The 21,064-nt window shown below is 33.8% G+C and carries 20 protein-coding genes and 2 tRNA genes; 2 read left to right on the top strand and 20 right to left on the bottom strand.

What is annotated here, in order from left to right:
* Positions 1-2: 2 nt before the first annotated feature.
* From KO172_RS05600 to rpsT, 6 genes are all read right to left on the bottom strand, one after another.
* Positions 3-1,544: an ABC transporter substrate-binding protein gene (locus KO172_RS05600; RefSeq protein WP_215492528.1), complete on the bottom strand. Its 1,542-nt coding sequence runs from the start codon at positions 1,542-1,544 to the stop codon at positions 3-5.
* Positions 1,545-2,117, bottom strand: a complete 573-nt coding sequence (locus tag KO172_RS05595) for a lytic transglycosylase domain-containing protein (RefSeq protein ID WP_215492527.1) — start codon at positions 2,115-2,117, stop codon at positions 1,545-1,547. It abuts the gene before it with no gap.
* Positions 2,101-2,700 (bottom strand): dephospho-CoA kinase, encoded by a 600-nt coding sequence (gene coaE / locus KO172_RS05590; protein WP_215492526.1) that lies wholly within the window; start codon positions 2,698-2,700, stop codon positions 2,101-2,103. The genes KO172_RS05595 and coaE overlap by 17 nt, the downstream gene beginning before the upstream one ends.
* The gene (gene polA / locus KO172_RS05585) at positions 2,690-5,314 is read right to left on the bottom strand and encodes a DNA polymerase I (protein WP_215492525.1); all 2,625 of its coding nucleotides are present in this window, start codon (positions 5,312-5,314) and stop codon (positions 2,690-2,692) included. The genes coaE and polA overlap by 11 nt, the downstream gene beginning before the upstream one ends.
* 134 nt (positions 5,315-5,448) lie before the next feature.
* Positions 5,449-5,524 (bottom strand) — tRNA-Lys (locus tag KO172_RS05580).
* 109 nt (positions 5,525-5,633) lie between these two features.
* Entirely contained in the window at positions 5,634-5,897 is a 264-nt protein-coding gene (gene rpsT / locus KO172_RS05575; protein ID WP_215492524.1) for a 30S ribosomal protein S20, read from the bottom strand.
* A 157-nt stretch (positions 5,898-6,054) separates the two neighbouring features.
* Between rpsT and KO172_RS05570 the strand changes: the two genes are divergently transcribed.
* Together KO172_RS05570 and KO172_RS05565 are read left to right on the top strand one after the other, a co-directional pair.
* Positions 6,055-6,152: transfer RNA gene (locus KO172_RS05570), tRNA-Sec, on the top strand.
* Positions 6,153-6,239: 87 nt separating this feature from the next.
* On the top strand, positions 6,240-8,300 hold the full coding sequence (locus tag KO172_RS05565; protein ID WP_215492523.1) for a phospho-sugar mutase: 2,061 nt from the start codon (positions 6,240-6,242) through the stop codon (positions 8,298-8,300).
* A 56-nt stretch (positions 8,301-8,356) separates the two neighbouring features.
* On the opposite strand, the gene KO172_RS05560 is transcribed toward KO172_RS05565, so the two are convergent.
* Genes KO172_RS05560 through rpsO form a run of 14 tightly spaced genes read right to left on the bottom strand, consistent with a single transcriptional unit; the run spans position 8,357 to position 21,064 of the window.
* Positions 8,357-8,542 (bottom strand): hypothetical protein, encoded by a 186-nt coding sequence (locus KO172_RS05560; RefSeq protein WP_215492522.1) that lies wholly within the window; start codon positions 8,540-8,542, stop codon positions 8,357-8,359.
* 19 nt (positions 8,543-8,561) lie between these two features.
* Entirely contained in the window at positions 8,562-9,218 is a 657-nt protein-coding gene (locus KO172_RS05555) for a P-loop NTPase family protein (RefSeq protein WP_215492521.1), read from the bottom strand.
* Positions 9,211-9,447: a hypothetical protein gene (locus KO172_RS05550; protein WP_215492520.1), complete on the bottom strand. Its 237-nt coding sequence runs from the start codon at positions 9,445-9,447 to the stop codon at positions 9,211-9,213. Before KO172_RS05550 ends, KO172_RS05555 begins: the two co-directional genes overlap by 8 nt.
* An 11-nt stretch (positions 9,448-9,458) precedes the next feature.
* Positions 9,459-10,622 carry an AAA family ATPase gene (locus KO172_RS05545; protein WP_215492519.1) on the bottom strand — a complete coding sequence of 388 codons (1,164 nt, stop codon included), beginning with the start codon at positions 10,620-10,622 and terminating at the stop codon, positions 9,459-9,461.
* Positions 10,609-11,610: a metallophosphoesterase family protein gene (locus KO172_RS05540; RefSeq protein ID WP_215492518.1), complete on the bottom strand. Its 1,002-nt coding sequence runs from the start codon at positions 11,608-11,610 to the stop codon at positions 10,609-10,611. The genes KO172_RS05545 and KO172_RS05540 overlap by 14 nt, the downstream gene beginning before the upstream one ends.
* A 10-nt stretch (positions 11,611-11,620) precedes the next feature.
* Entirely contained in the window at positions 11,621-12,682 is a 1,062-nt protein-coding gene (gene recA, locus KO172_RS05535) for a recombinase RecA (protein ID WP_215492517.1), read from the bottom strand.
* A gap of 13 nt (positions 12,683-12,695) precedes the next feature.
* Positions 12,696-13,163: a CinA family protein gene (locus KO172_RS05530; protein ID WP_215492516.1), complete on the bottom strand. Its 468-nt coding sequence runs from the start codon at positions 13,161-13,163 to the stop codon at positions 12,696-12,698.
* Complete coding sequence (gene pgsA / locus KO172_RS05525; protein WP_215492515.1) at positions 13,147-13,686, bottom strand: CDP-diacylglycerol--glycerol-3-phosphate 3-phosphatidyltransferase; 540 nt, start codon at positions 13,684-13,686, stop codon at positions 13,147-13,149. The genes KO172_RS05530 and pgsA overlap by 17 nt, the downstream gene beginning before the upstream one ends.
* On the bottom strand, positions 13,670-14,998 hold the full coding sequence (rimO, locus tag KO172_RS05520; RefSeq protein WP_251320125.1) for a 30S ribosomal protein S12 methylthiotransferase RimO: 1,329 nt from the start codon (positions 14,996-14,998) through the stop codon (positions 13,670-13,672). Before rimO ends, pgsA begins: the two co-directional genes overlap by 17 nt.
* A complete protein-coding gene (locus tag KO172_RS05515) occupies positions 14,982-17,357 on the bottom strand; it encodes an FtsK/SpoIIIE family DNA translocase (protein WP_215492513.1) in 2,376 nt (791 codons plus the stop codon). The genes rimO and KO172_RS05515 overlap by 17 nt, the downstream gene beginning before the upstream one ends.
* A gap of 21 nt (positions 17,358-17,378) precedes the next feature.
* Entirely contained in the window at positions 17,379-18,200 is an 822-nt protein-coding gene (locus KO172_RS05510; RefSeq protein WP_215492512.1) for an undecaprenyl-diphosphate phosphatase, read from the bottom strand.
* Positions 18,200-18,637 carry a dUTP diphosphatase gene (gene dut, locus KO172_RS05505; protein ID WP_215492511.1) on the bottom strand — a complete coding sequence of 146 codons (438 nt, stop codon included), beginning with the start codon at positions 18,635-18,637 and terminating at the stop codon, positions 18,200-18,202. The genes KO172_RS05510 and dut overlap by 1 nt, the downstream gene beginning before the upstream one ends.
* Before the next feature lie 15 nt (positions 18,638-18,652).
* Entirely contained in the window at positions 18,653-20,749 is a 2,097-nt protein-coding gene (locus KO172_RS05500; protein WP_215492510.1) for a polyribonucleotide nucleotidyltransferase, read from the bottom strand.
* Positions 20,750-20,797: 48 nt separating this feature from the next.
* Positions 20,798-21,064, bottom strand: a complete 267-nt coding sequence (gene rpsO, locus KO172_RS05495; protein WP_215492509.1) for a 30S ribosomal protein S15 — start codon at positions 21,062-21,064, stop codon at positions 20,798-20,800.

The following is a 21,064-nucleotide window of genomic DNA, read 5'->3' as shown; positions in this document are numbered from 1 at the left end:
TATCAAGACTTTGCGCTCACAATAATCAAATCTTTTATCTTTGAATATACATTTTGAAAATTAAGTTTAGTATCAAAGATCATATTCTCTTTAAATATTAGAGCATTTTTTTCATAACCTAGTGGTATATATATTTTTTCATTTAATAAATAATTGTTAAGTTCTTTGTAATCTATATTGCCAGTATATAATTTATTAAGCAGTTCTTCATATCTCTCGTCTGCATAGTGCGTGAAATTCGATGCTGATCTTGATGAGAATTTATAGTTAAGATCGAATGCATTATTTACTAAATATTCTCCAACATAGATGTCGTAGTCTTCATTAAAATCAATATTGCTTCCATCTTTAGCAATTAGTTCTACTTTAAAGCCAGAATTGTCTAGCTGCGTGTAGATAATATTTGCTATCGCACTTCTCTTCGCATCGTTCTTATTGTAAAGCACTCTTAATTTAATCTTTTTGTTTCTTTCATCAATGTATTCATGATTTTCATTTTTCTTTATTAATAAATTGCTTAAGTCTTCCCTCTCTTTAATATCGTGCTGACCAAATGTTGACTCGTCAGGATAAAAGCCATCACATAATTCTAAGTTTGAAGAAAAAACTTCTTTATTAATCATTTCTTTATTTATGCTAGCATCAATTATCTTTCTTAAATCTAATGAAGGACTTTTATTATAATTGAATGCAAGATAATATAGTTTATTGGATGGATACTCTATAACAGAGTACTTTGAGCTATTTAAAAACTCTAGATAGTTTGAATCAAAGGCTGTATACATATCTAGCTTTCCTGTTTCAAATATGCCTTCTATATTAGCCGGATTTTCAATAACAACTCCAGTAACTGTGTCTATGGATGCTTGTCCGTTGAAGTATGATTTATTCTTTTCAAGTACAAGCATTTTGTTGTTCTCATATGATTTAAACATAAAAGGTCCTGTGCCGTTCGGCTTATAATCGCTATAGTCATCTGTTGATGATACTATAGGAAATGTTAGAGCGTATAAATTGTTTGGCTTTGCACTTGCGAACTTCACTTCTATAGTGCTATTATCAATTCTGTTTAAAGAAAAAAGCTCTGCACCATTGAATATTTTATTAGCTTCGTCATTAATTAAGTTGTAATAAAATGACCTGTCTTTGTTATTTATAATGTAATTATACGAAAAAACAACATCATCAGCGCTCAAGGCTTTGCCGTTATGAAACTTAACCCCCTCTCTAAGCTTTATTCTGTATCTAGTATTATCTATTTTCTCTACAGAGCTAGCTAAGAGATTACTTAGAGATGAATCATCGTTAACTTCAAATAAGCTAGAGTATATCAAATCTTTAAAGTAAAAATAGTAAAGATTATCATTAAGTATTGGATCAAATGTCTTAAATGGCGTTAGCGGCAAATTAATATTGCCCCCTTGCGATAAGAGATAAGCTTCATTATCTGAAGTAGTTTTATCTTTTTTATCGCTTGACTTATTGCAGGATACTAGTGTGATGCAAAGTACTAGTATAATTAATAATGATAGTTTTCTCTTCATCTATAAGTAATCCTCCAATAACTTTGAAAGCTCATTTAAAAGAATGCCATATTTGTCAACAAAATCAATTATGTTTCTTGTTAGCTTAATTTCTCTAACATATTTTCTTGTTTCATTAAAGTCAACATAGTTATCCATATCTTGTTTATTGTAGCCTTCAGCGTTTATCCAGCGCTTAGCATTCTCTGGTCCTGCGTTATATGCAAGTAGTGCATGCTCTTCATCTTCATCCATAATACTCATTAAATACGACAAATAATATGTTCCTAGTCTTATATTGTTCTGTGGTGACTCTATCTTGTAGTCTTCTATCTTTAACTTGTTCATAAGCCACAGTGCTGTTGAAGGCATTAATTGCATAAGTCCAATAGCTCCTTTAGATGAAACTGCTGTTTCCTTAAAACGTGACTCTTTAAATATTACCGCCTTAACTAATGATCTGTCTACTCCATATTCAGCTGAGTAATTGTCTATAATCTTATCATACTTCCTAGGTATGAAATGCAAGTAAACTAGCTCAGCTACAATTATTAATATAAACAGCTTTATAATAAATTTAATTAGTTTTTTCATTTATTTTCTCCAAAGTTTTCAAGACTTCTTTTTTAAGATCATCAAAATTTGAATTGTTGTTAATAATATAGTCTGATGAGCTTATTTTATCATCGATACTAATTCTGCTATCAATCATTGATTCAGCCTCTTCTTTAGTAATCTTATTTCTATGCATAAGTCTTGAAACTTGTAAATTCTTATCTATATTCATAAAAATTACGCCTTTTATCTCTATATCTGATTCAAGAAAATATTTTTGTGCTTCAAAAAATAGTGGTATTTCTATAAAATTGTATCCACTTTTTAGACTTTCTTTGATTTTTTTATAAACTTGCGGATGCACAAAGGATTCTACTCTTTCTTTCAAAGCAGAATCTCTAAATATATCATCCCTAAGCTTATATTTATCAAGCTTTAACCCTTCGGTAAAGTATTCTCTACCTATAAAGTTCTTATAATCTCTTAAAAAATCTTCATCAACATAAAGCTCAGTGACAATTTCATCTGCGCTTATTGTATTATATCCTTCTTCACAAATTATTTTTAATACTGAAGACTTTCCAGATGCTATGGAACCTGTTAAGACATAATTATTTTGCATCGTACCAATTGTCCGCTTGATTGATGTCAACCTTCAAGTCCATATCTAGGCCATCAATATTTTCCATAAGAGTCCTTATGATATTTCTAACTTTATCAAGCTCTTCTTTCTTTACTTCTACAACGATTTCATCGTGAACAGTTACAATTATGTGTGCATCTAGACAATCATCTCTAAACTTATTAAATATCTTTACTATAGCGATTTTAATGATATCTGCACTAGTGCCTTGTATAGGCATATTAAGAGCAACTCTCTCGCCAAATGCCCTTATATTAAAGTTTGAGTTTTGAAGCTCTGGAATATTTCTTCTTCTGTTGAAAAGAGTCTTAACGTAGCCATCTTCCTTGGCTTTTTCCACAACATCAGACATATATTTATGAACTCCAGAAAATTTTTCAAAATACTTATCAATATACTCTTTTGCTTCTTTTCTCGATATCTTTAGATCTTGTGATAGTGAATAGTCGCTTATACCATAAACAATACCGAAGTTAACAGCCTTTGCTCTCGATCTGTGCTCGCTATCTACTTCATCAAATGGTATATTAAACACTTCTGAAGCTGTCTTTCTGTGTATATCAAAGCCTTCTTTGAAGGCGTGTAGCATCTTTTCATCATTAGCAATGTAGGCAAGTATTCTTAGCTCGATTTGCGAGTAGTCGCTGTCAACAAGAGTATATCCTTCCTCGCTTACAAAGGCTTTTCTAATCTTTCTGCCGGCCTCAGTCCTTATAGGAATGTTTTGAAGGTTTGGATCTTGCGAGGATATCCTTCCTGTTGCAGTATTTGTTTGATTAAAGTAGGAGTGTATCCTGCCTGTCTCATCAATCAAATCCTTAAGGCCGTCAATATATGTTGATTTAAGCTTTTGATAAGTTCTGTATTCAACAATTTGGTCTGCTATCGGATGCTTGTCAGACAGCTTTTCCAAGACTTCAGCGTCAGTTGAGTAGCCTGTCTTTGTCTTTTTGATAGGCTTAATGCCTAGCTTATCAAATAGTATTTCAGATAATTTCTTAGGTGAATTTATATTAAATTCCTCACCAGCTAAACTGAAAATAATTCTTTCTTTTTCTTTGATAAGTTCGTCATACTCGTCGCCAAGTCTTAAAAGCTCATCTCTATCCACCTTAAATCCAATGAATTCCATATCTGCTAAAGCCTCACTAAGTGGAAGCTCTATATCATAAAACAGTGTTCTTTCATCCAAACTATCAATTTTTTCCTTAAGTATTGGATACGCATCTTTTATAGTCTTAATCTCATTACTTAATACGCCTTCAGCTGTATTCATATCAACAGCTGAGACTAATTTTTCTTTAATTTTTTCTTTTTTATAAATATCTTCAAACGAATTTATTTGTCTTTGCAAATAGTCCATAGCCATACTTTGTATGCTATAGTTAGACTTATTTGAATCAATCAAATAATATGCGATAGCTGTATCGAAACTAAAATTATTTATCTTGATACCTTCTTTTTGAGCTAATACATAAACTTTCTTTATGTCGTGCGATACTTTTTTTATCTCAGAACTTTCAAGTATATGCTTTATCACTGATAAATTGTCAGTTTTTATTATATAAACTTTATCTAAGATAAAAGTAATATAGACGATTTTAGAGCTAAGATACTTGTCAGTATCAGTGGTAATATAAAATATAAACTCATCTTTAAGATTTTTAAGAATATCTAAATTGTCTTTATCAAGAATTTCTACCTCTAAATTATTTTCAACAGCTTCTACCTTTTTTGTGCTACCAAGTGATTTTAACCTTGAATTTAGTTCAAGATCTTCATATACTTCTCTAAGCGCTTCATCATCTTGATCTTTTATCTTATAGTCTTCAATATTCATAGATATATCAACATCTTTAACGATAGTAGCTAATTTCTTTGATAAAAAAGCCATGTCCTTGCCTTCTATAATTCTTTGATTAGTCTTGTTCTTACTTAATTCATCCGCATGTTCATATAAATTTTCTATGGTTCTATACTCGCTAAGTATCTTTAAAGCAGTCTTCTCGCCTATGCCATAAATACCAGGAATATTGTCAGATTGGTCACCCATCAGAGCCTTTAAATCAATAAACTCGTCAGGACTTAAACCATAAACCTCGTTCATCTTATCTTTATTGTATGTATCAAATTCACTAACGCCTCTTTTGGTAATGATAACATCAGTGTCATCCTTAATAAGCTGCAAGTAGTCCTTATCTCCAGTTATTAAAAGCTTTTTAACGCCCTCACAATTGATAGTAGTTAGAGTGCCAGCAAGGTCGTCTGCCTCAAAACCAGCCTTATCCAAAACCTTTATGCCCATCTTAGTAAGTATGTCCTTAAGTATTGGAAATTGAACGCTAAGCTCATCAGGGAACTTCATTCTATTGCCCTTATACTCTTCGTACATATCTTTTCTAAAAGTCTTTTCCTTTCTATCGAAGACAACGCACATATACTTTGGATTGTAGTCAGCGTTAATCTTGTCAAGCATATTTAAAAAGCCATATATACCGTTAGTAAATATGCCTTTCTTGTTACTCAATAATCTAATCGCATAAAAAGCCCTGTTAAGTAAGCTCGAACCATCTATAATTACAAAATTCTCCACTATCATCACCTACTAATATATTAACATTAAATGGCTTAATTGTCAATTGATTAGAATCACAAATGTATTGATATATGAACTTCTTTAATAGCTGTGGACATAAAAAAAGAAACGTGCTATAACACGTTTCTTCGTGGTGGACCATTAGGGACTCGAACCCTAGACCCACTGATTAAGAGTCAGTTGCTCTACCATCTGAGCTAATGGTCCAAAACTACCTTATCATTATACAACAAGAATTTCGTTTTGTAAAGAGTTTTTTTTAAATTTCTTTTAAAAAAATTAAAATAGTTAAAAGAGACAATAAGGTCTCTTTTAACTAAACAGCCTTATTTAACTTATGAGTTAATCTACTCATCTTTCTAGCAACTTTATTCTTGTGGAATAAGTTTCTTTGTTCTGCTTTCTTTAATTTTCTATCTATCACTTTAAGTACTTCTCTAGCTTCGTCTGTATTGCCTTCTCCAACCAATAATTCAAATCTCTTTATAAGGTTTTTAAGCTCAGTCTTTCTAGATTTATTTACTAAAGTTTTATTCTTAATTACTGATATTCTTTTCTTCGCAGATTTAATGTTTGCCAATAATCTCACCTCCAAATTTCATAACATTGATATTTTACCATATATTTTTATAAATAGCAAGACTTTTTTTGTATTTTCTTTATTTTTTATCAAAATCTTCTATTGTTAATAAAATAACTTGTAAATCTATATTGATTGTGCTATAATATACAAGTCTGGGGGTAGATGAGTCCTGGTGGGCTCTCCGGTCTTCAAAACCGTGCATGTGGGGTTTGTAGCTTCATAGGTGTGTTCGATTCGCACATACTCCCGCCATATATGATCAAACTGTTATTAGTTTGATCTTTTTTATTGTTTATATTTCTTATATGTATTATAATAGTTATACTAAGGAGTGATTTAATGGGTAAAATATTAAATTTTAAAAACGATATTAATGAGCAAGATCAAGAAACTTTTAAATCTTATACAAAAACAATTCACACTAAACCATATACATTTACTTATGATAATTATAAACAAGGCCTAGTACTAAGTTACTTGTATATAAATGGTAAGTCATATGGGGTTAAAACATATATTGAAGCATACCAACTAATGTTAAAGATTCTGTCTGTTGACAACGAGGATGCTATATACAAGTATTATATAGATAATGGCTTCTACTCTAGTTCAGGTAGTGACTTTAAAAGTCCATACAAGTTTAGAAACATATACATCGAGACTAAATATAATACAAAGAGAACTCTAATTATGATCGATGACATTGCGAAGCTTTGCGGTGCTGATTACTACTTACTTTCTACTAAAATGAACATCAGAATTAAAAGCTCGAATGAAAGGTATAATAAATGGCTTTCTTACACAAGTCTTACTAGTAGTGATGCGGCTTCTCTAAAATCTTTGAGTAGCAAAAAGATTGAAAGTAACTTTGCTAGCGACCTTGTCTTCGGTACTGCTGGCCTTAGAGGTAAGCTTGGTCTAGGAACTAATATGATGAATGTTTACACTGTAAAGCTTGCTGCAAAAGCTATTGCTTTGGTGTTAAAGCAAAAATTTTCTAATCCATCTGTTGTTATCGGCTATGATACAAGGCATATGTCTAAGGACTTTGCTAATATAAGTAAAAATATCTTTACTAATGAGGGCATCAAGGTATACTTATTTAATGAGCCGCTACCCACTCCATTTGTAAGCTATGGTATAAGGCACTATAAAGCAAGCGCTGGTGTTATGGTTACAGCTAGTCATAACCCTAAGGACTACAACGGCTACAAGGTATATAATGAGCACGGCTCACAAATTCTTGAAGATATGGCAGATAGTGTTCAAAGTGCAATGAAAGAAGTCGACTTTGATGAGGTGTCGATTACTGATACAAACGATGCTCTTCTTAAAATAATTGATGATGAATTTTTCAAGTCTTACTACAGAGACCTCTACTCTATAAAATTAGATTTAGATATGGACAAGGACTTAAACTTTGTCTATACTCCGCTTAACGGAACTGGTCTAAAGCCTATACTTAAAGTTATTAAGGACTTTGGCTTTAATAATTACCATATACCGAAAAGGCAAGAAATTCCAGACCCTGATTTTAAAACTTGCCCTTATCCTAATCCTGAATTCAAGGAGGCTTTCAATTTAGCTATAGCACTAGCTAAGAAGCACGGCTCTGATGTGATATTTGCAAGTGACCCTGACTGCGACAGGATTAACATGGCGCTTAAACAAAAGGATGACTATGTAATCTTAGATGGCAATAGAGTTGGCGCTCTTATGCTTGACTTCATTCTAAATCATGTGAAGGCTCCAAAGACTTCTTACCTTGTTAAGTCCATCGTAACATCCGACTTTGCAAAGGCTATAGCTGAGGAGCATGGTCTAGAGTGCGTAGATGTTTTAACTGGCTTTAAAAATATTTGCAAGCTTGCAAACGACTTTGAAAAAGATAAGAACAAGCACTTCTTCTTTGGATTTGAAGAGAGCATAGGCTATGTTTACAAAGATTTTGTTAGAGACAAAGACGCTGTGAATGCTTTTATGATACTTTTGCAAATGACATCTTATTACAAGAAGCGCGGCATGGACATCTTAGAGCACTTAGATGAGCTTTATAAAAAGTACGGCTACTTTGTACAAGCACAAGAGTCCATAGTCTTTGAAGGACTTGCTGGCAAAGAAAAGATGGATAGGATCATGGATGATTTCAGAAATAATTACAAGGCTGAGATTGATGAACTTAAATTTGTTAAAAGAGTCGACTACTTAAATGATGAAACTGGTCTTGATAAGTCAAATGTATTGAAGTACTATCTTGATCCATACTCGTGGATAGCTATAAGGCCGTCGGGCACAGAGCCAAAAATTAAGTTCTATTTCTCGATAAGAACAAAGAATGAAGCTGAAGCAAAGAAAGAATTAGATAGAATTAAAAGTATATTTTTAGAAAAAATTAAATAATTTTGCAATATAAAAGGCTATGAATAATCATAGCCTTTCTTTTGTTCAATATTAAATTAATCTTCGATGATGGCATCTAGCTCTTCAAGTCTATCTATCCAAGCAAGATCATCTTTTTTATTTTGCTTTATTTTCTTTGGCTTCTTTTGACTCTTATCTTGAAATAATGATGCAATGAAAATTATCGGTAAGAACGGCAGTATCAAGATAAGCTTTATTACACCAAATATAAACTTAAACATAAGCTCACCTACTTCTCTACTACTTCTCTACTACTTCTGATACATTGTCTCTTTTGATGACTTCAAAAGTCTTCTCTCCTATGTTCGATAAGTACTTTGAGTGTGTTACCATGATTATCTGCCTTTTAAAGCTTTCGCTTACCTTTGATAAAAACTCTGCAACGTTGTAGATGTAGTCTTCTGAGACAAACTTTGCTGGCTCATCTAATAATATTGGTCCTTCGATCTTAGGATTGAAAACTTCAATCATTGCAAAACGCAGTGCAAGTGATATAATATCGACATAGCCGCCGCCTCTTTGCTCTTGTGGATCTGTAAGCACTTTCTCGCCATCGACCTCATCTTCAAGGTAAAAGTCAACAGCGACCTTACCAGCTACTGTCTTTTCTTCTATGATGAACTTGCTTTGCGAGGAGAATATCTCTCTTAAGGCGCCTGTAACCATATTCTCAATGCCCTTTATCGCTTGCTTTCTTGCATAGTCGCTCGTCTTTTCAAGTAAGAGTTTTGTCTTCTCAAAGATCATGTTCTTCTCATCTAAGTTTTCTGCTTCTTTCGCAAGTGAAGCTTTCTTCTCAAGTAGCATCTGTCTCTTCGTTTTATCCTGCAAAATTTTATTCTCTAAAGACTTATTAAATTTTTTGATTCTTTCAATCTCTAAAGTATAATTATTCATTGTCTCTTATAAGGTCTTCAGCCTTTGCTATGTCTGAAGCTATTTTGCTTTCCAAGTTTTTAATCTCATTGTCAATATTGTCTGGTTCTATGCCGAGCTTTTTAATCTCTTCAATGATTTTCTCTCTATCTTTAAGTAAGATATTTAACCTTTCCTCATACTTAACCTTATTTAGTTTCGCCTTATCCAAGCTATCTTTCAATGCTTCTAATCTTGTTATATAATCCATATTATCACCTATTATAAATATTCTTTAACAATCATGTCGATGTGCTCTCTATCAACATCTGAGTTACAATAAGGGCACTTCTTTAGCTTAAGAAGAAGCTCTGTATACTCTTTTAGGTCGCTACTTAGCTTATCATCATTATCCTTGATAAAGTATCTACCCTTGTCAATGGATGCGTTTACATCTAATAAGCGCTTTCTTAACTCGCTTAGCTTTGTGAATGTATCTATGTTCTTAACAATTGTCTTGTCTATATCAAGCTTATCTGTAAGAGTCTTGCTCTTTGTATATATTGCTTCTGTCTTGTCTATATCAAGCTTTACTTTGTCTAGTCTTTGCTTGTATACCTTGTACTCACCAAATAGTTTATATGCTTTTGTAATTTTAGCTATCAATGCCTCGTTACTTAGAAGCTTATCAAAATCTTTTATCTTATTAAGCAAGTAGTCTCTGTTTTGTGTATTCTCTTCTAAGCTCTCTTTTATCTTGTTTACAAAGTTTAGTTTTTCTACTGACTCTTCTACTCTTCTCGTAATTTGCTCTCTGTCTTTAAGAAGTTTCTCTTCCTTTTCAATGTTAGCGTATACGAGTATCTTTTCATCAAGATCTTTTATCTCTTCGTTGATTCTCTTAATATCTGACTTTTGCGACTTTATATCCTTGTTAGTATCGTCGATTGCCTTGTCAACAACATCAAGCTTATACATCTTACCTATGAGGGCTGACTTTTGTGTTGCAGTGAAGCTAAACATAAAAGGTCCATCGTGCTGAAACTGTATATTGAAGTTTATGTCATTAGCCTTGTCAAGTGTAACTTTCTTTATCTTCATCACGTGTAAGACCTCCGGTGGAAGTCCAGTTCTTAAGCTGTTAAACTCTTGTACTTCACCAGTCTTTTCATTGTAGATGATGTATAAATTCTCCTTCTTCGAGCGCTTTCTCTCCACTGAGTAGTCGTTATTGAAGTAGATTCTTACCGATACGAAGTCCTCATTGTTTCTGAGCATACTCATACCCTGTGGCTCGTTAAACAGTACCCAGCGTATAGCTCTTAGTATTGATGTCTTACCGTTGTCAGATGGACCTACTATGACATTAAGACCATCAGCTAATTCGAGTGAAGTAAACTTATGCGATTGAAAATTTATTAGATCTAATTTTTTAATCTTGACCATGTATATCTTCCTCCGCTCTCTCTAAACGCTTCTTCGCCTCATCTATAACAGCCTTTTCAACATTATCAGACTTAATTATCTCTTCTAAGACGCTATAGTAGTCGTACTTGTCGAAGTTTGCAGCCTCTCTGATGGTATTTTCGAAGTTAAGAACTTCAAGCTTGTCGTTCTTATGCTTTTCGATGTACTCTCTATCTAAAACTTCAAATCCCGGCTTTGCACACTTCACATCGATGAGCTTAATATCTAATTTAAAGTCTTCATTTATTTCGATTAGTGCATATTGAGGCATCCTCTTATACTCTTCAGTCGTATTTGAGCACCTTGTAAGTGAACCTGGATTTAAAAACGTCTTTCCATTAAGCTTAATCACACCAAAGCCTGTATGGTAGTGGCCTGATAAGGTAAGGTCAGCCTTAGTATCAAGTATATCAGTCACAACAGTGTGCTCTATCTCTTTAATAAATGGTTTTTCTAAGAGCATACCATGAACAACGTTTATCAAAAACTCATTATCATCTTTCTCATAGTCATTTAATAGGTATGCCTTCTTATCCTCTCCATCCATCTTGTATATATATGGCGTGCCCACTATCTTGATTGTCCTACCGTTACTGCATCTTTCCTCAACTGTATTATACCTATCAAGCATCTCTACCGCTTCAAATGATTCAAGCAGTCCTAGATGTGTTCTCGGAAGCGTATCAGGGTTGCGTCCGTAGATGTCGTGATTGCCACTAACTACGTAGAAATTTATATTATTCTCTTTTAAATAAAAAAGAATCCTATTAAATTTGACAAGACAAATAGTTGAAACGGTTGGAGTATCAAAAAGATCTCCACCGTGAACTATAAAATCAACTTTATTGTCAACAGCAAAGTGTGCGACTTCGTCAATCTTATTAATTACCGTTTCAAAATAATTATCTAGTCTATTGATAGGATTTTTTTCTTTAATATGTGTATCTGTTAAAAATACAAATTTCATTATATCAACTTTATTCTTCTGTCTCTTGTGACGCTTCTAATTCTATAGCTTCGTCTTCACTTTTGCTTGCTTCTCTAACTTTTAATTCAACCTCTTCCATTAGTTCAGGTTTATCTTTAAATAATTGTTTAACATTCTCTCTACCTTGGCCAAGTTTTTCGCCATTGTATGAGAACCACGCGCCAGCCTTTTCGATTATGCCTCTATCAACTGCAACGTCTAGGATATCTCCTTCTTTTGAGATACCAGTTCCATACATGATATCAAATTCAACAACTTTGAATGGGGGTGCAACTTTGTTCTTAACAACTTTAACACGAACTCTGTTACCTATAATGACGTCTTCCTTCTTGCCAACTGCTGTCTCCTCTTTTTGTTTTATTACATCAAACTTTCTTATATCAAGTCTTACTGATGAGTAGAACTTCAATGCCTTACCACCTGTTGTTGTTTCTGGACTACCAAACATGATACCAATCTTTTCTCTTAATTGGTTTATGAAAACAACTGTTGACTTTGTCTTAGATATAACTCCTGAAAGCTTTCTCATTGCTTGTGACATAAGTCTTGCTTGCAAACCTATAGTTGCGTCTCCCATAGCTCCTTCGATCTCAGTCTTTGGTACTAGTGCAGCAACAGAGTCAACAACAACTAAATCAACAGCGCCACTTCTTACAAGTGCCTCTGCTATATCAAGACCTTGCTCACCATTGTCTGGTTGAGATACTATAAGCTTATCGATATCTACACCTAAGTTCCTAGCATATTGAGGATCCAAAGCGTGCTCTGCGTCGATAAAAGCAGCTGTGCCGCCTCTTTTTTGACACTCAGCAATGATATGCAATGTAAGAGTAGTCTTACCACTTGATTCAGGTCCATAAATTTCGATGATTCTTCCCTTTGGAATACCACCTATACCTAAAGCCATATCTAGTGATAAGCAACCAGTTGGTATGCTTTCAATATTTAGCTTAGCGTGATCGCCAAGTCTCATTATTGAACCTTTGCCAAAATCTTTTTCAATCTTCTTTAAAGCATCCTCAAGAGCTTTTTCTTTTTCGTTCTTGTCCATTTCTTCACCTCTATTATTTACTTATTATTTCTAATATTAAGTCGATTAAATTATTCTTCGCTTCTTTTATTATATCACATCTTGTGCCTGTATATACCTTTTTATGTAAATATTGATGTGATTTATACTTCACACCATAGTAAACAAGTCCAACAGGTATACCATCGTATGAAGTCGGTCCTGCGCTACCTGTTATTGCATATACAAAATCAGTATTAAATAGCTCGTTTGCTCCATCAAGCATACTAGATAGTACGGGCATAGATACCGGTGTGTACTTATCAATAAGATCCACTGGTACTTTAAGTGTATCTACCTTTACGCATGATTGATACGATACAAGCGTGCCGCGAAAGACATCGGATGCGCCTGATACCTTAACAAGTTCGCATGATATAAGACCACCTGTTATGGACTCAGCACCCGAGATTGTCATTTGCTTTTCTTTTAAGATTTCAATAATCTTACAGCATTGTTCCATGTAATACTTCCCTGTTCTTATATAAATAGTTTATCATTGATAAAACAGTTAAAACTACAGAAATATATAGTAGAACCTTGCCAATTATAAACATCTTTCCACTTATCAAAATAATTGTTAAAAAGAAAAATATTACACAGAAGAACTGTGTTGTTGTCTTTAGCTTGCCAAAGATGTCTGCAGCTATGGATATATTTTTCTTCGCTGCAAGCATTCTAAAGCCAGAGATAAGTAGCTCTCTAAATAAAACTACTATGACTACCCATGGCTCAACAAAGCCCCTTTCTATAAACATAATAAAGGCACTTAGTACAAGTATCTTATCTGCTATAGGGTCTATGAATTTACCAAAGTCTGTAATCATATTGTACTTTCTGGCAACGTAGCCATCTAGAAAGTCGCTAAATGATCCAAGTAAAAATATTAATAGGCTAGATATACCACTTTGATCAAAATAACAGCTTAATACAAAAATTGGCAGCAAAAATATTCTAAACATTGTAATTTTATTTGCTAGGTTCATAAATTTCACCTCTTAAATCATACTCGAGTGCTTCTGTGATCTTAATATCAAAAAAGCTTCCAAGTTCTAAATCTTTATCTGTGCTTATGTAAACTAGTCCATCAACATCAGGAGCGTCCATAAAGCTTCTGGCTGTATACTCGCCATCGGCCCCATCTTCGATTAAACACTTCATAACTGTTCCTACTCTCTTTTCTAAACTTGCTCTTGAGATGTCCATTTGCGCATCCATAATCTCTTCTCTTCTGCGCCTCTTTGTATCCTCATCAAGCTTTTCATTAAAGGAGTAGCTCCTTGTACCTTCTTCGTCGCTATATTCAAAGACGCCAAGCTTATCAAACTTTTCTTCTTTTATAAAGTTTAATAGCTCTTTAAAGTCTTCTTCGCTCTCTCCTGGGAAGCCGACTATGAAGGTTGTTCTTAGTACTAAGTCGTCTATCTTTGTTCTAAGTTTACTTATTAAAGCGTGTGTCTCTTCTTTGTTAATATGCCTGTTCATCATCTTAAGTACGTGGTCTGATGCATGTTGAAGAGGTATATCCATGTACTTAAGTATTCTATCTGATGAATTAAATGTTCCAATTAGCTCATCAGTAATATTGTCTGGATATAAATACATAATTCTTATCCACGGCATCTTCGTCCTGTCAAGTATCGCCTTCAATAGCATATCAAGTGACGGTCTTGAGTATATATCTGTGCCATAGTCTGTTGTGTTTTGTGCTATAAGTATTACTTCTTTAGTGCCAAGCTTGTATAGATGATTAATTTCATTAACTATATCATCGATTGGTCTCGACCTTAGTCTGCCTCTAAGCTTTGGTATTATGCAATAAGTGCATAGGTTGTTACAGCCTTCAGCAATCTTTACATACTCTGTAATGTCCGCAGCATCCTTTTCTATATATTCAATATCTGCATTTATATTGTCAACATAAACATCGTCTTTGTTATTATCTTCATACTCTTTAATTATGCTCGCAATATTTTGGAACATACCCGTACCAACTATGATATCTATCTCTGGTATCTCTTCCTTGAGTTCTTTTGAATACCTTTGAGCAAGGCAGCCGCTAACTATAATTTTAGCACCTGCCTTCTTTTGATTAATCATATCAAATATTGCGTCTATAGACTCTTCCTTTGCTGCATTTATGAACGAGCAAGTGTTGATAATTATATAATCAGCCTCGCTTGGATTGTTTATAATTGTATAGTCATCATTCTTTAGCTTATATGCCATAGTTTCTGAGTCTACATCATTTTTTGAGCAGCCCATAGTAAGTATAAATACTTTATTCAAGTGTTTCACCGCTTTCACCGTTTAAATTCTCAATATCTTCTTTTTCAATCAATACTTTTCTAGGCTTAGATCCATCGTAACCGCTTACAACGCCCATCTCTTCCATCTGATCGACAATTCTTGCAGCACGAGAGTAGCCTATCTTAAGCTTTCTTTGTAAATATGATATAGATGCTTGTCCATCCATCACCACAAGTTTAACTGCTTCTTCGTATAATTCATCTTTATCGTCTTGCATAGTTTGACTAGTGTTATTTGTTGTGATTGACTCAACTGCATCTTGATTATAATTTGCTTCACCTTGGTTCCTAATAAAGTCACAAACACTCTTAACTTCCTTATCGCTTACAAAGGCGCCTTGAACTCTAATCGGCTTTGAAAGGTTCGATGGGTAGTAAAGCATATCGCCCTTGCCTAGAAGCTTTTCAGCTCCACTCATATCAAGTATAGTTCTAGAGTCTATTTGTGAAGAAACTTGGAAGGAAATTCTCGAAGGAATGTTCGCCTTTATAGTTCCTGTAATGACATCAACCGACGGTCTTTGTGTTGCAACTATTAAGTGCATACCTGCAGCTCTCGCCATCTGAGCAAGCCTGCATATAGCGTCTTCTACCTCTGTTGCAGCAACCATCATTAAGTCTGCAAGCTCGTCTATGATTATAACGATTTGAGGCATCTTCTCAGTGATAGTCTCAAGCTCGTTGTAACTTTGCATATCTTTTACATTGTTCTTTGCAAATAATTGATACCTCTTCTCCATCTCTTGAACCGCCCAGTTAAGTGAGAACTGTGCCTTTTTAGCGTTTGTTACTACCGGTATCAATAGATGAGGAATGTTGTTGTAAACATTTAGCTCCACAACCTTAGGGTCTATCATGATTAGTTTTACTTCGTCAGGTCTCGCCTTGTAAAGTATACTCATGATTATGGTATTAATACACACACTCTTACCAGAGCCTGTAGCACCTGCTATAAGTAAGTGAGGCATACTTGCAATTGAGCTAATGATGGTATTGCCTGTTACATCCTTGCCAAGAGCAAGTGGCAATTTTGATTTTAGATTTCTAAATTCATCAGTATCCAAAATTTCTTTTAATAGTAGGGTATCCTTGTTCTTATTAGGAACTTCAATACCAACCGCACTCTTGCCTGGTATAGGCGCAAGTATTCTTATATCAGTTGTCGCAAGAGCAAGCGCCAAGTTATCAGAAAGACTTAATATCTTACTTACCTTGACTCCAGCAGCAAGACTTATCTCATATGAAGTGATAGTTGGTCCACTATTAACTCCGATAACTTTTGCATCGACGCCGAAGTTATTAAGTGTGTCTTGTATGATCTTGATGTTGTCTTTAATCTCTCTGCCCTTTGTGCTATTGTTGCTAGCTTGAGCTTCTTTAAGCAAGTTTAAAGATGGAAATTCATAGTGAATGATGTCTTCATTATGAATCTCTTTACTTATATCGATATCTTCACTTTCATCAGTTTTTTCAGTTTCTTTCTTAGTAGTTTTACTTGCTTTTGTCTCTTTTGTCTCTTCTTTTAAGGCCTCTTTCTTATTTTGCTCTTGATCTAATTTTATATCTTCCTGATTTGCAGAGTCATTGATTTTAATGTCTACAAAGTCGTCACTAAAGTCTTCTTCGTTAATGTCCTTATCTGCTTTTTTATTAGCTTCTTCACCAACAGATGTATTTTCCTCGTCACTAAAAATATCATCAGATGATAAAACCTTTTTATTCTTCATCTCTTGTCTCTTAAGCTTTATCTTTTCAACGCTGCTTTCAATACCATCTTGAATTTTATTCATAGTATTGTCAGTCTTTTGTGCTATATCAGACTTTTTAATGCTTGTTAACGAGTAGATGTTAATAATATTTATAATAACTAAAACTATGATAGTACCTACTGCACCAAATAATCTGTAGAATAAGTATCCAAAAGCGCCGCCAATAAGTCCTCCAGAGTTTAAATCTGTTGATAGTTCGATTGCTTGTGAAACATGTGATGAGAAAGAACTCATAAGTACAGTAGACGAATCAAAGACTACTAAAAGACTTAGAAAGATTATACTAAGTGATATAATAAGTTTTCTTGCATAATGCCTAGACTTTGGCACCAATAATACCAAGGCTATAGCTAATAAGTAGAATAAAAATATATTAAATCCCATAGAAAAAAGGTAGATAAGACCACTCTTTATCCATCTGCCAAAAACACCTGTTGCGTCGCTATTCGCAAAAATTAGCAAAAATATAGACGCAAAAAGTATTGTAAGACCTGATATCAATAAAGATTCATTCTTGTCTACCTTTTTATTTACTTTACTTCTTTTTCTTTTATTTGTTCTGTTATTTTTAGTCTTCATAAAATCCCTTCGCTTATATCTTTATAAAAAACTTGCTATTATGCAAACAATACCTAGTACAACTAAGTAATATGAAAATACATGGAATTTTTTATTCTTAGCTAATAACTTGATTAGTCTGATTGCTAAAACTCCTGTAATAAAACTAATAATAAGCCCAACAATTGCATTTGTGTCGAAACTTACACTAGCTCCCTCTTTATATATGTCCTTAAGTCCTAGGATAAAGCCACCAAACATAGCAGGTATAGCTAGTAAGAATGAAAAATCTACTGCATCTTTCTTTCTTACACCTAATACATGAGAGATAAATATAGTAGAACCAGATCTTGATATGCCTGGTAAAGCAGCAATACCTTGTACCGCACCTATAGCAAGCACTGTAGGAACTCCAGCTTCACTTATCTTCTTAGTGCTTCTCATATTGATATCGATAATATAAATCAATACAGCTGTTATCAAGAAGCATATACCTATAAGTAGCGCTGACATATATAATTGGTCCAAAAACTTTTCTATAAACAAAGCAATTATAACTGTTGGTATTGTCGCTATAATGATGTATAGTGCAAGTTTTTGATAATGATTAAGTGTTATTTTCTCTTTTCTTATAAGTGATGCTATCATCTTAAAGAATTCTTTAATCATATTTATTACTTGTTTATGATATACAAGCAAAATAGAAAGTAATGTTCCGAAGTGTAAGACTTGTGAGAAGAATACATTACCTTCTTTTATATTAAATAATATTTGTAGTATGGCTAAGTGGCCTGATGAGCTTATTGGCAAGAATTCTGTTATGCCTTGAACTATAGCGAGTATTATTGCTTTAAGTAGTGTCATTATTTTACTCCTGTTGAACCAAAACCGCCATCTTGTCTTTCAGAGTCTGAAAGCTCATCTACTTCTTCAAAGTCCATCTTCTCATACTTAGATAAAACCATTTGAGCGATTCTCATGCCATTTTCAATAATAAAGTCTTCCTTAGAAAAGTTTATTAGAGGAACTTTGATTTCGCCTCTGTAATCACTATCAATAGTGCCAATACCATTGACAAGACCTATGCCGTGCTTAACACTTAAGCCTGATCTTGCTCTTATTTGAACTTCGTAAGAAGAAGGTATCTCTAAATAGATACCTGTACTTACTAGTTTAAACTCTCCTGCCTTTAATACTAAGTCTTCATCAAGTGAAGCTCTTATATCTACTCCAGCTGAGTTTTCTGTTTGGTATTGTGGTATATCGTTTTTACTCTTATTAATTATCTTTACAGTTACCATGTTGTCGCCCTAAATTTATTTAGATTCACTGTCAGCATTTTCAACTAATGCTTTTCTTGAAAGATTAATTCTTCCTTGTTCATCTATAGATGTAACTTTAACCATGATTTCATCGCCAAGCTTTAATACATCTTCTACTTTATTTACTCTTTCTTTAGAGATTTGAGAGATGTGTAGTAAACCTTCTTTACCGTTTAAAACTTCAACAAAGGCACCGAAGTTAGTTATTCTGTTAACCTTACCGAAGTATACTTCGCCAACTTCTACATCTTTAACGATATCTTCAATCATCTTCTTAGCTCCGTTGACACCTTCCATAGTGTCTGCTGAGATGTAAACATCGCCGTTGTCAGTTATATCAATCTTAGCACCAGTTTCTTCAATAATCTTATTGATTACTTTTCCACCTGAACCTATAACGTCTCTAATCTTTTCAGGATCAATCTTTATAGTTGCAATCTTTGGAGCGTATTCTGATAATTCTGCTCTTGGAGCATCAATAGCTGATTTGATTACATCAAGTATTTCAAATCTTGCTGTTCTAGCTTGTTTTAGTGCAGTCTTCATTATCTCTTCATCTATACCTTGAACTTTAATATCCATTTGCATAGCTGTGATACCGTCTTTAGTACCAGCAACCTTAAAGTCCATATCTCCTAAGTGGTCTTCTAGACCTTGTATATCTGTTAGTATCCTTGTAGTGTCATCTGATTTAATAAGTCCCATCGCAATACCTGCAACTGGCTTCTTAATTGGAACACCCGCATCCATTAGTGCAAGAGTTGAACCGCAAATACTTGCTTGTGATGATGAACCGTTTGAGCTTAGAACTTCTGATACAAGTCTAATTGTATATGGAAACTCTTCTAATGATGGCACAACAGGAACAAGTGCTCTTTCTGCTAGTGCACCATGACCTATCTCTCTTCTTCCTGGGCTTCTAAGAGGTCTAACATCTCCAACTGAGTATGGTGGGAAATTGTATTGATGCATGTAGTGCTTTTCGCCTTCTTCAACAAGTCCATCTTGTGATTGACTATCGCCAAACGAACCAAGTGTAGCTATAGTTAATACTTGAGTTTGACCCCTTTTGAATAGTCCTGAGCCGTGTGCTCTAGGTAATATTCCAACCTCAGCAGAAAGCGGTCTGATTTGTTCAGTATTTCTACCATCTGGTCTTTGATTTCTCTCAAGAATACCCTTTCTAAACTCTTCACTTGTTATATCGTCAATAGTCTTAAGTATACTTCTTTGATCATCTGGATATTTTTCAAGATACTTATTTAGTATAGCATCTTTTACAGATTCGCTATTTTCAATTCTTTGAATCTTATCTGCTTCAAAAATTGAATTTTTAATGTCTTCTCTAAACTCAGCATCAATCTCTTTAAATATTTCTTCTTTAGCTTCAAATTTTTCAAAAGTATATTTTTCTTTACCTATCTTCTTAATAATTTCTTCTTCAAATTCACACACTTCTTTAATTGCTTCATGTCCCTTTAGTATTGCTGTAATCATTTGTTCTTCAGACACTTCGTTTGAGCCTGATTCAACCATCATGATGGCGTCTTTAGTTCCTGATATACATAAGTTAATATCTGACTTTTCCATCTCTTCTTGTGTTGGGTTTATAACGTATTCTCCATCTATAAGTCCAACATATACTGCTGCAGTTGGTCCATTAAATGGTATGTCTGAAATACATAGAGCTACTGACGAGCCAATCATAGCTGCAATCTCTGGACTGTTGTCTGGGTCAACAGAAAGTACAGTTGCTATAACTTGCACATCATTAAAAAAGCCCTCAGGAAATAAAGGTCTAATCGGTCTATCAATTAGCCTTGAAGTTAAAACTGCTTTCTCTGAAGGTCTTCCCTCTCTCTTTATATATCCTCCTGGTATTTTACCAACAGAATAAAATTTTTCTTCGTAATCAACACTTAGTGGAAAGAAATCTACTCCTTCTCTTGGAGTTTTTGTGCTTGTCGCATTAACTAAAACATAAGTATCGCCATACTTAACTAAGCAAGATCCACTAGCTTGCTCGCACATTTTTCCTGTTTCAATTTCTAAAGGTCTACCAGCTAAGGTAGTTTTAAAATTTTCTTGCATCTCACATCTCCTTTAATCTAACAAAAGAGCGGGATAGCCCCGCCCTCTTTATCCTCTAATATTTAATCTGTCTATTAATTCACGATACTTTTCAATATCAGTGTTATACAAATATTTTAAAAGACCTTTTCTTTGACCTATCATTTTGAATAGTCCTCTTCTTGAATGATGGTCTTTCTTGTGTGTCTTTAAGTGTTCTGTTAGGTCATTGATTCTCTTTGTAAATATTGCTATTTGAACTTCTGTAGAACCAGTGTCTCCCTCGTGCATTTTGTAATCGTCAATAATTTTTGATTTTTCTTCTTTTGATAACAT

Source organism: Fenollaria sporofastidiosus (assembly GCF_943169635.2).
GTDB classification, from domain to species: domain Bacteria; phylum Bacillota; class Clostridia; order Tissierellales; family Peptoniphilaceae; genus Fenollaria; species Fenollaria sporofastidiosus.
This window is presented reverse-complemented; position numbering and strand designations above follow the sequence as displayed.

What these genes read in the sequence shown, in the direction of transcription:
- KO172_RS05595 (WP_215492527.1), bottom strand. Translation starts at nt 2,117, where the DNA reads ATGAAAAAACTAATTAAATTTATTATAAAGCTGTTTATATTAATAATT.
- recA (WP_215492517.1), bottom strand. Translation starts at nt 12,682, where the DNA reads ATGGACAAGAACGAAAAAGAAAAAGCTCTTGAGGATGCTTTAAAGAAG.
- KO172_RS05555 (WP_215492521.1), bottom strand. Translation starts at nt 9,218, where the DNA reads ATGAATAATTATACTTTAGAGATTGAAAGAATCAAAAAATTTAATAAG.
- rpsO (WP_215492509.1), bottom strand. Translation starts at nt 21,064, where the DNA reads ATGTTATCAAAAGAAGAAAAATCAAAAATTATTGACGATTACAAAATG.
- KO172_RS05560 (WP_215492522.1), bottom strand. Translation starts at nt 8,542, where the DNA reads ATGTTTAAGTTTATATTTGGTGTAATAAAGCTTATCTTGATACTGCCG.
- KO172_RS05600 (WP_215492528.1), bottom strand. Translation starts at nt 1,544, where the DNA reads ATGAAGAGAAAACTATCATTATTAATTATACTAGTACTTTGCATCACA.
- coaE (WP_215492526.1), bottom strand. Translation starts at nt 2,700, where the DNA reads ATGCAAAATAATTATGTCTTAACAGGTTCCATAGCATCTGGAAAGTCT.
- KO172_RS05565 (WP_215492523.1), top strand. Translation starts at nt 6,240, where the DNA reads ATGGGTAAAATATTAAATTTTAAAAACGATATTAATGAGCAAGATCAA.
- KO172_RS05500 (WP_215492510.1), bottom strand. Translation starts at nt 20,749, where the DNA reads ATGCAAGAAAATTTTAAAACTACCTTAGCTGGTAGACCTTTAGAAATT.
- KO172_RS05540 (WP_215492518.1), bottom strand. Translation starts at nt 11,610, where the DNA reads ATGAAATTTGTATTTTTAACAGATACACATATTAAAGAAAAAAATCCT.
- KO172_RS05530 (WP_215492516.1), bottom strand. Translation starts at nt 13,163, where the DNA reads ATGGAACAATGCTGTAAGATTATTGAAATCTTAAAAGAAAAGCAAATG.
- KO172_RS05550 (WP_215492520.1), bottom strand. Translation starts at nt 9,447, where the DNA reads ATGGATTATATAACAAGATTAGAAGCATTGAAAGATAGCTTGGATAAG.
- KO172_RS05515 (WP_215492513.1), bottom strand. Translation starts at nt 17,357, where the DNA reads ATGAAGACTAAAAATAACAGAACAAATAAAAGAAAAAGAAGTAAAGTA.
- pgsA (WP_215492515.1), bottom strand. Translation starts at nt 13,686, where the DNA reads ATGAACCTAGCAAATAAAATTACAATGTTTAGAATATTTTTGCTGCCA.
- KO172_RS05545 (WP_215492519.1), bottom strand. Translation starts at nt 10,622, where the DNA reads ATGGTCAAGATTAAAAAATTAGATCTAATAAATTTTCAATCGCATAAG.
- KO172_RS05510 (WP_215492512.1), bottom strand. Translation starts at nt 18,200, where the DNA reads ATGACACTACTTAAAGCAATAATACTCGCTATAGTTCAAGGCATAACA.
- dut (WP_215492511.1), bottom strand. Translation starts at nt 18,637, where the DNA reads ATGGTAACTGTAAAGATAATTAATAAGAGTAAAAACGATATACCACAA.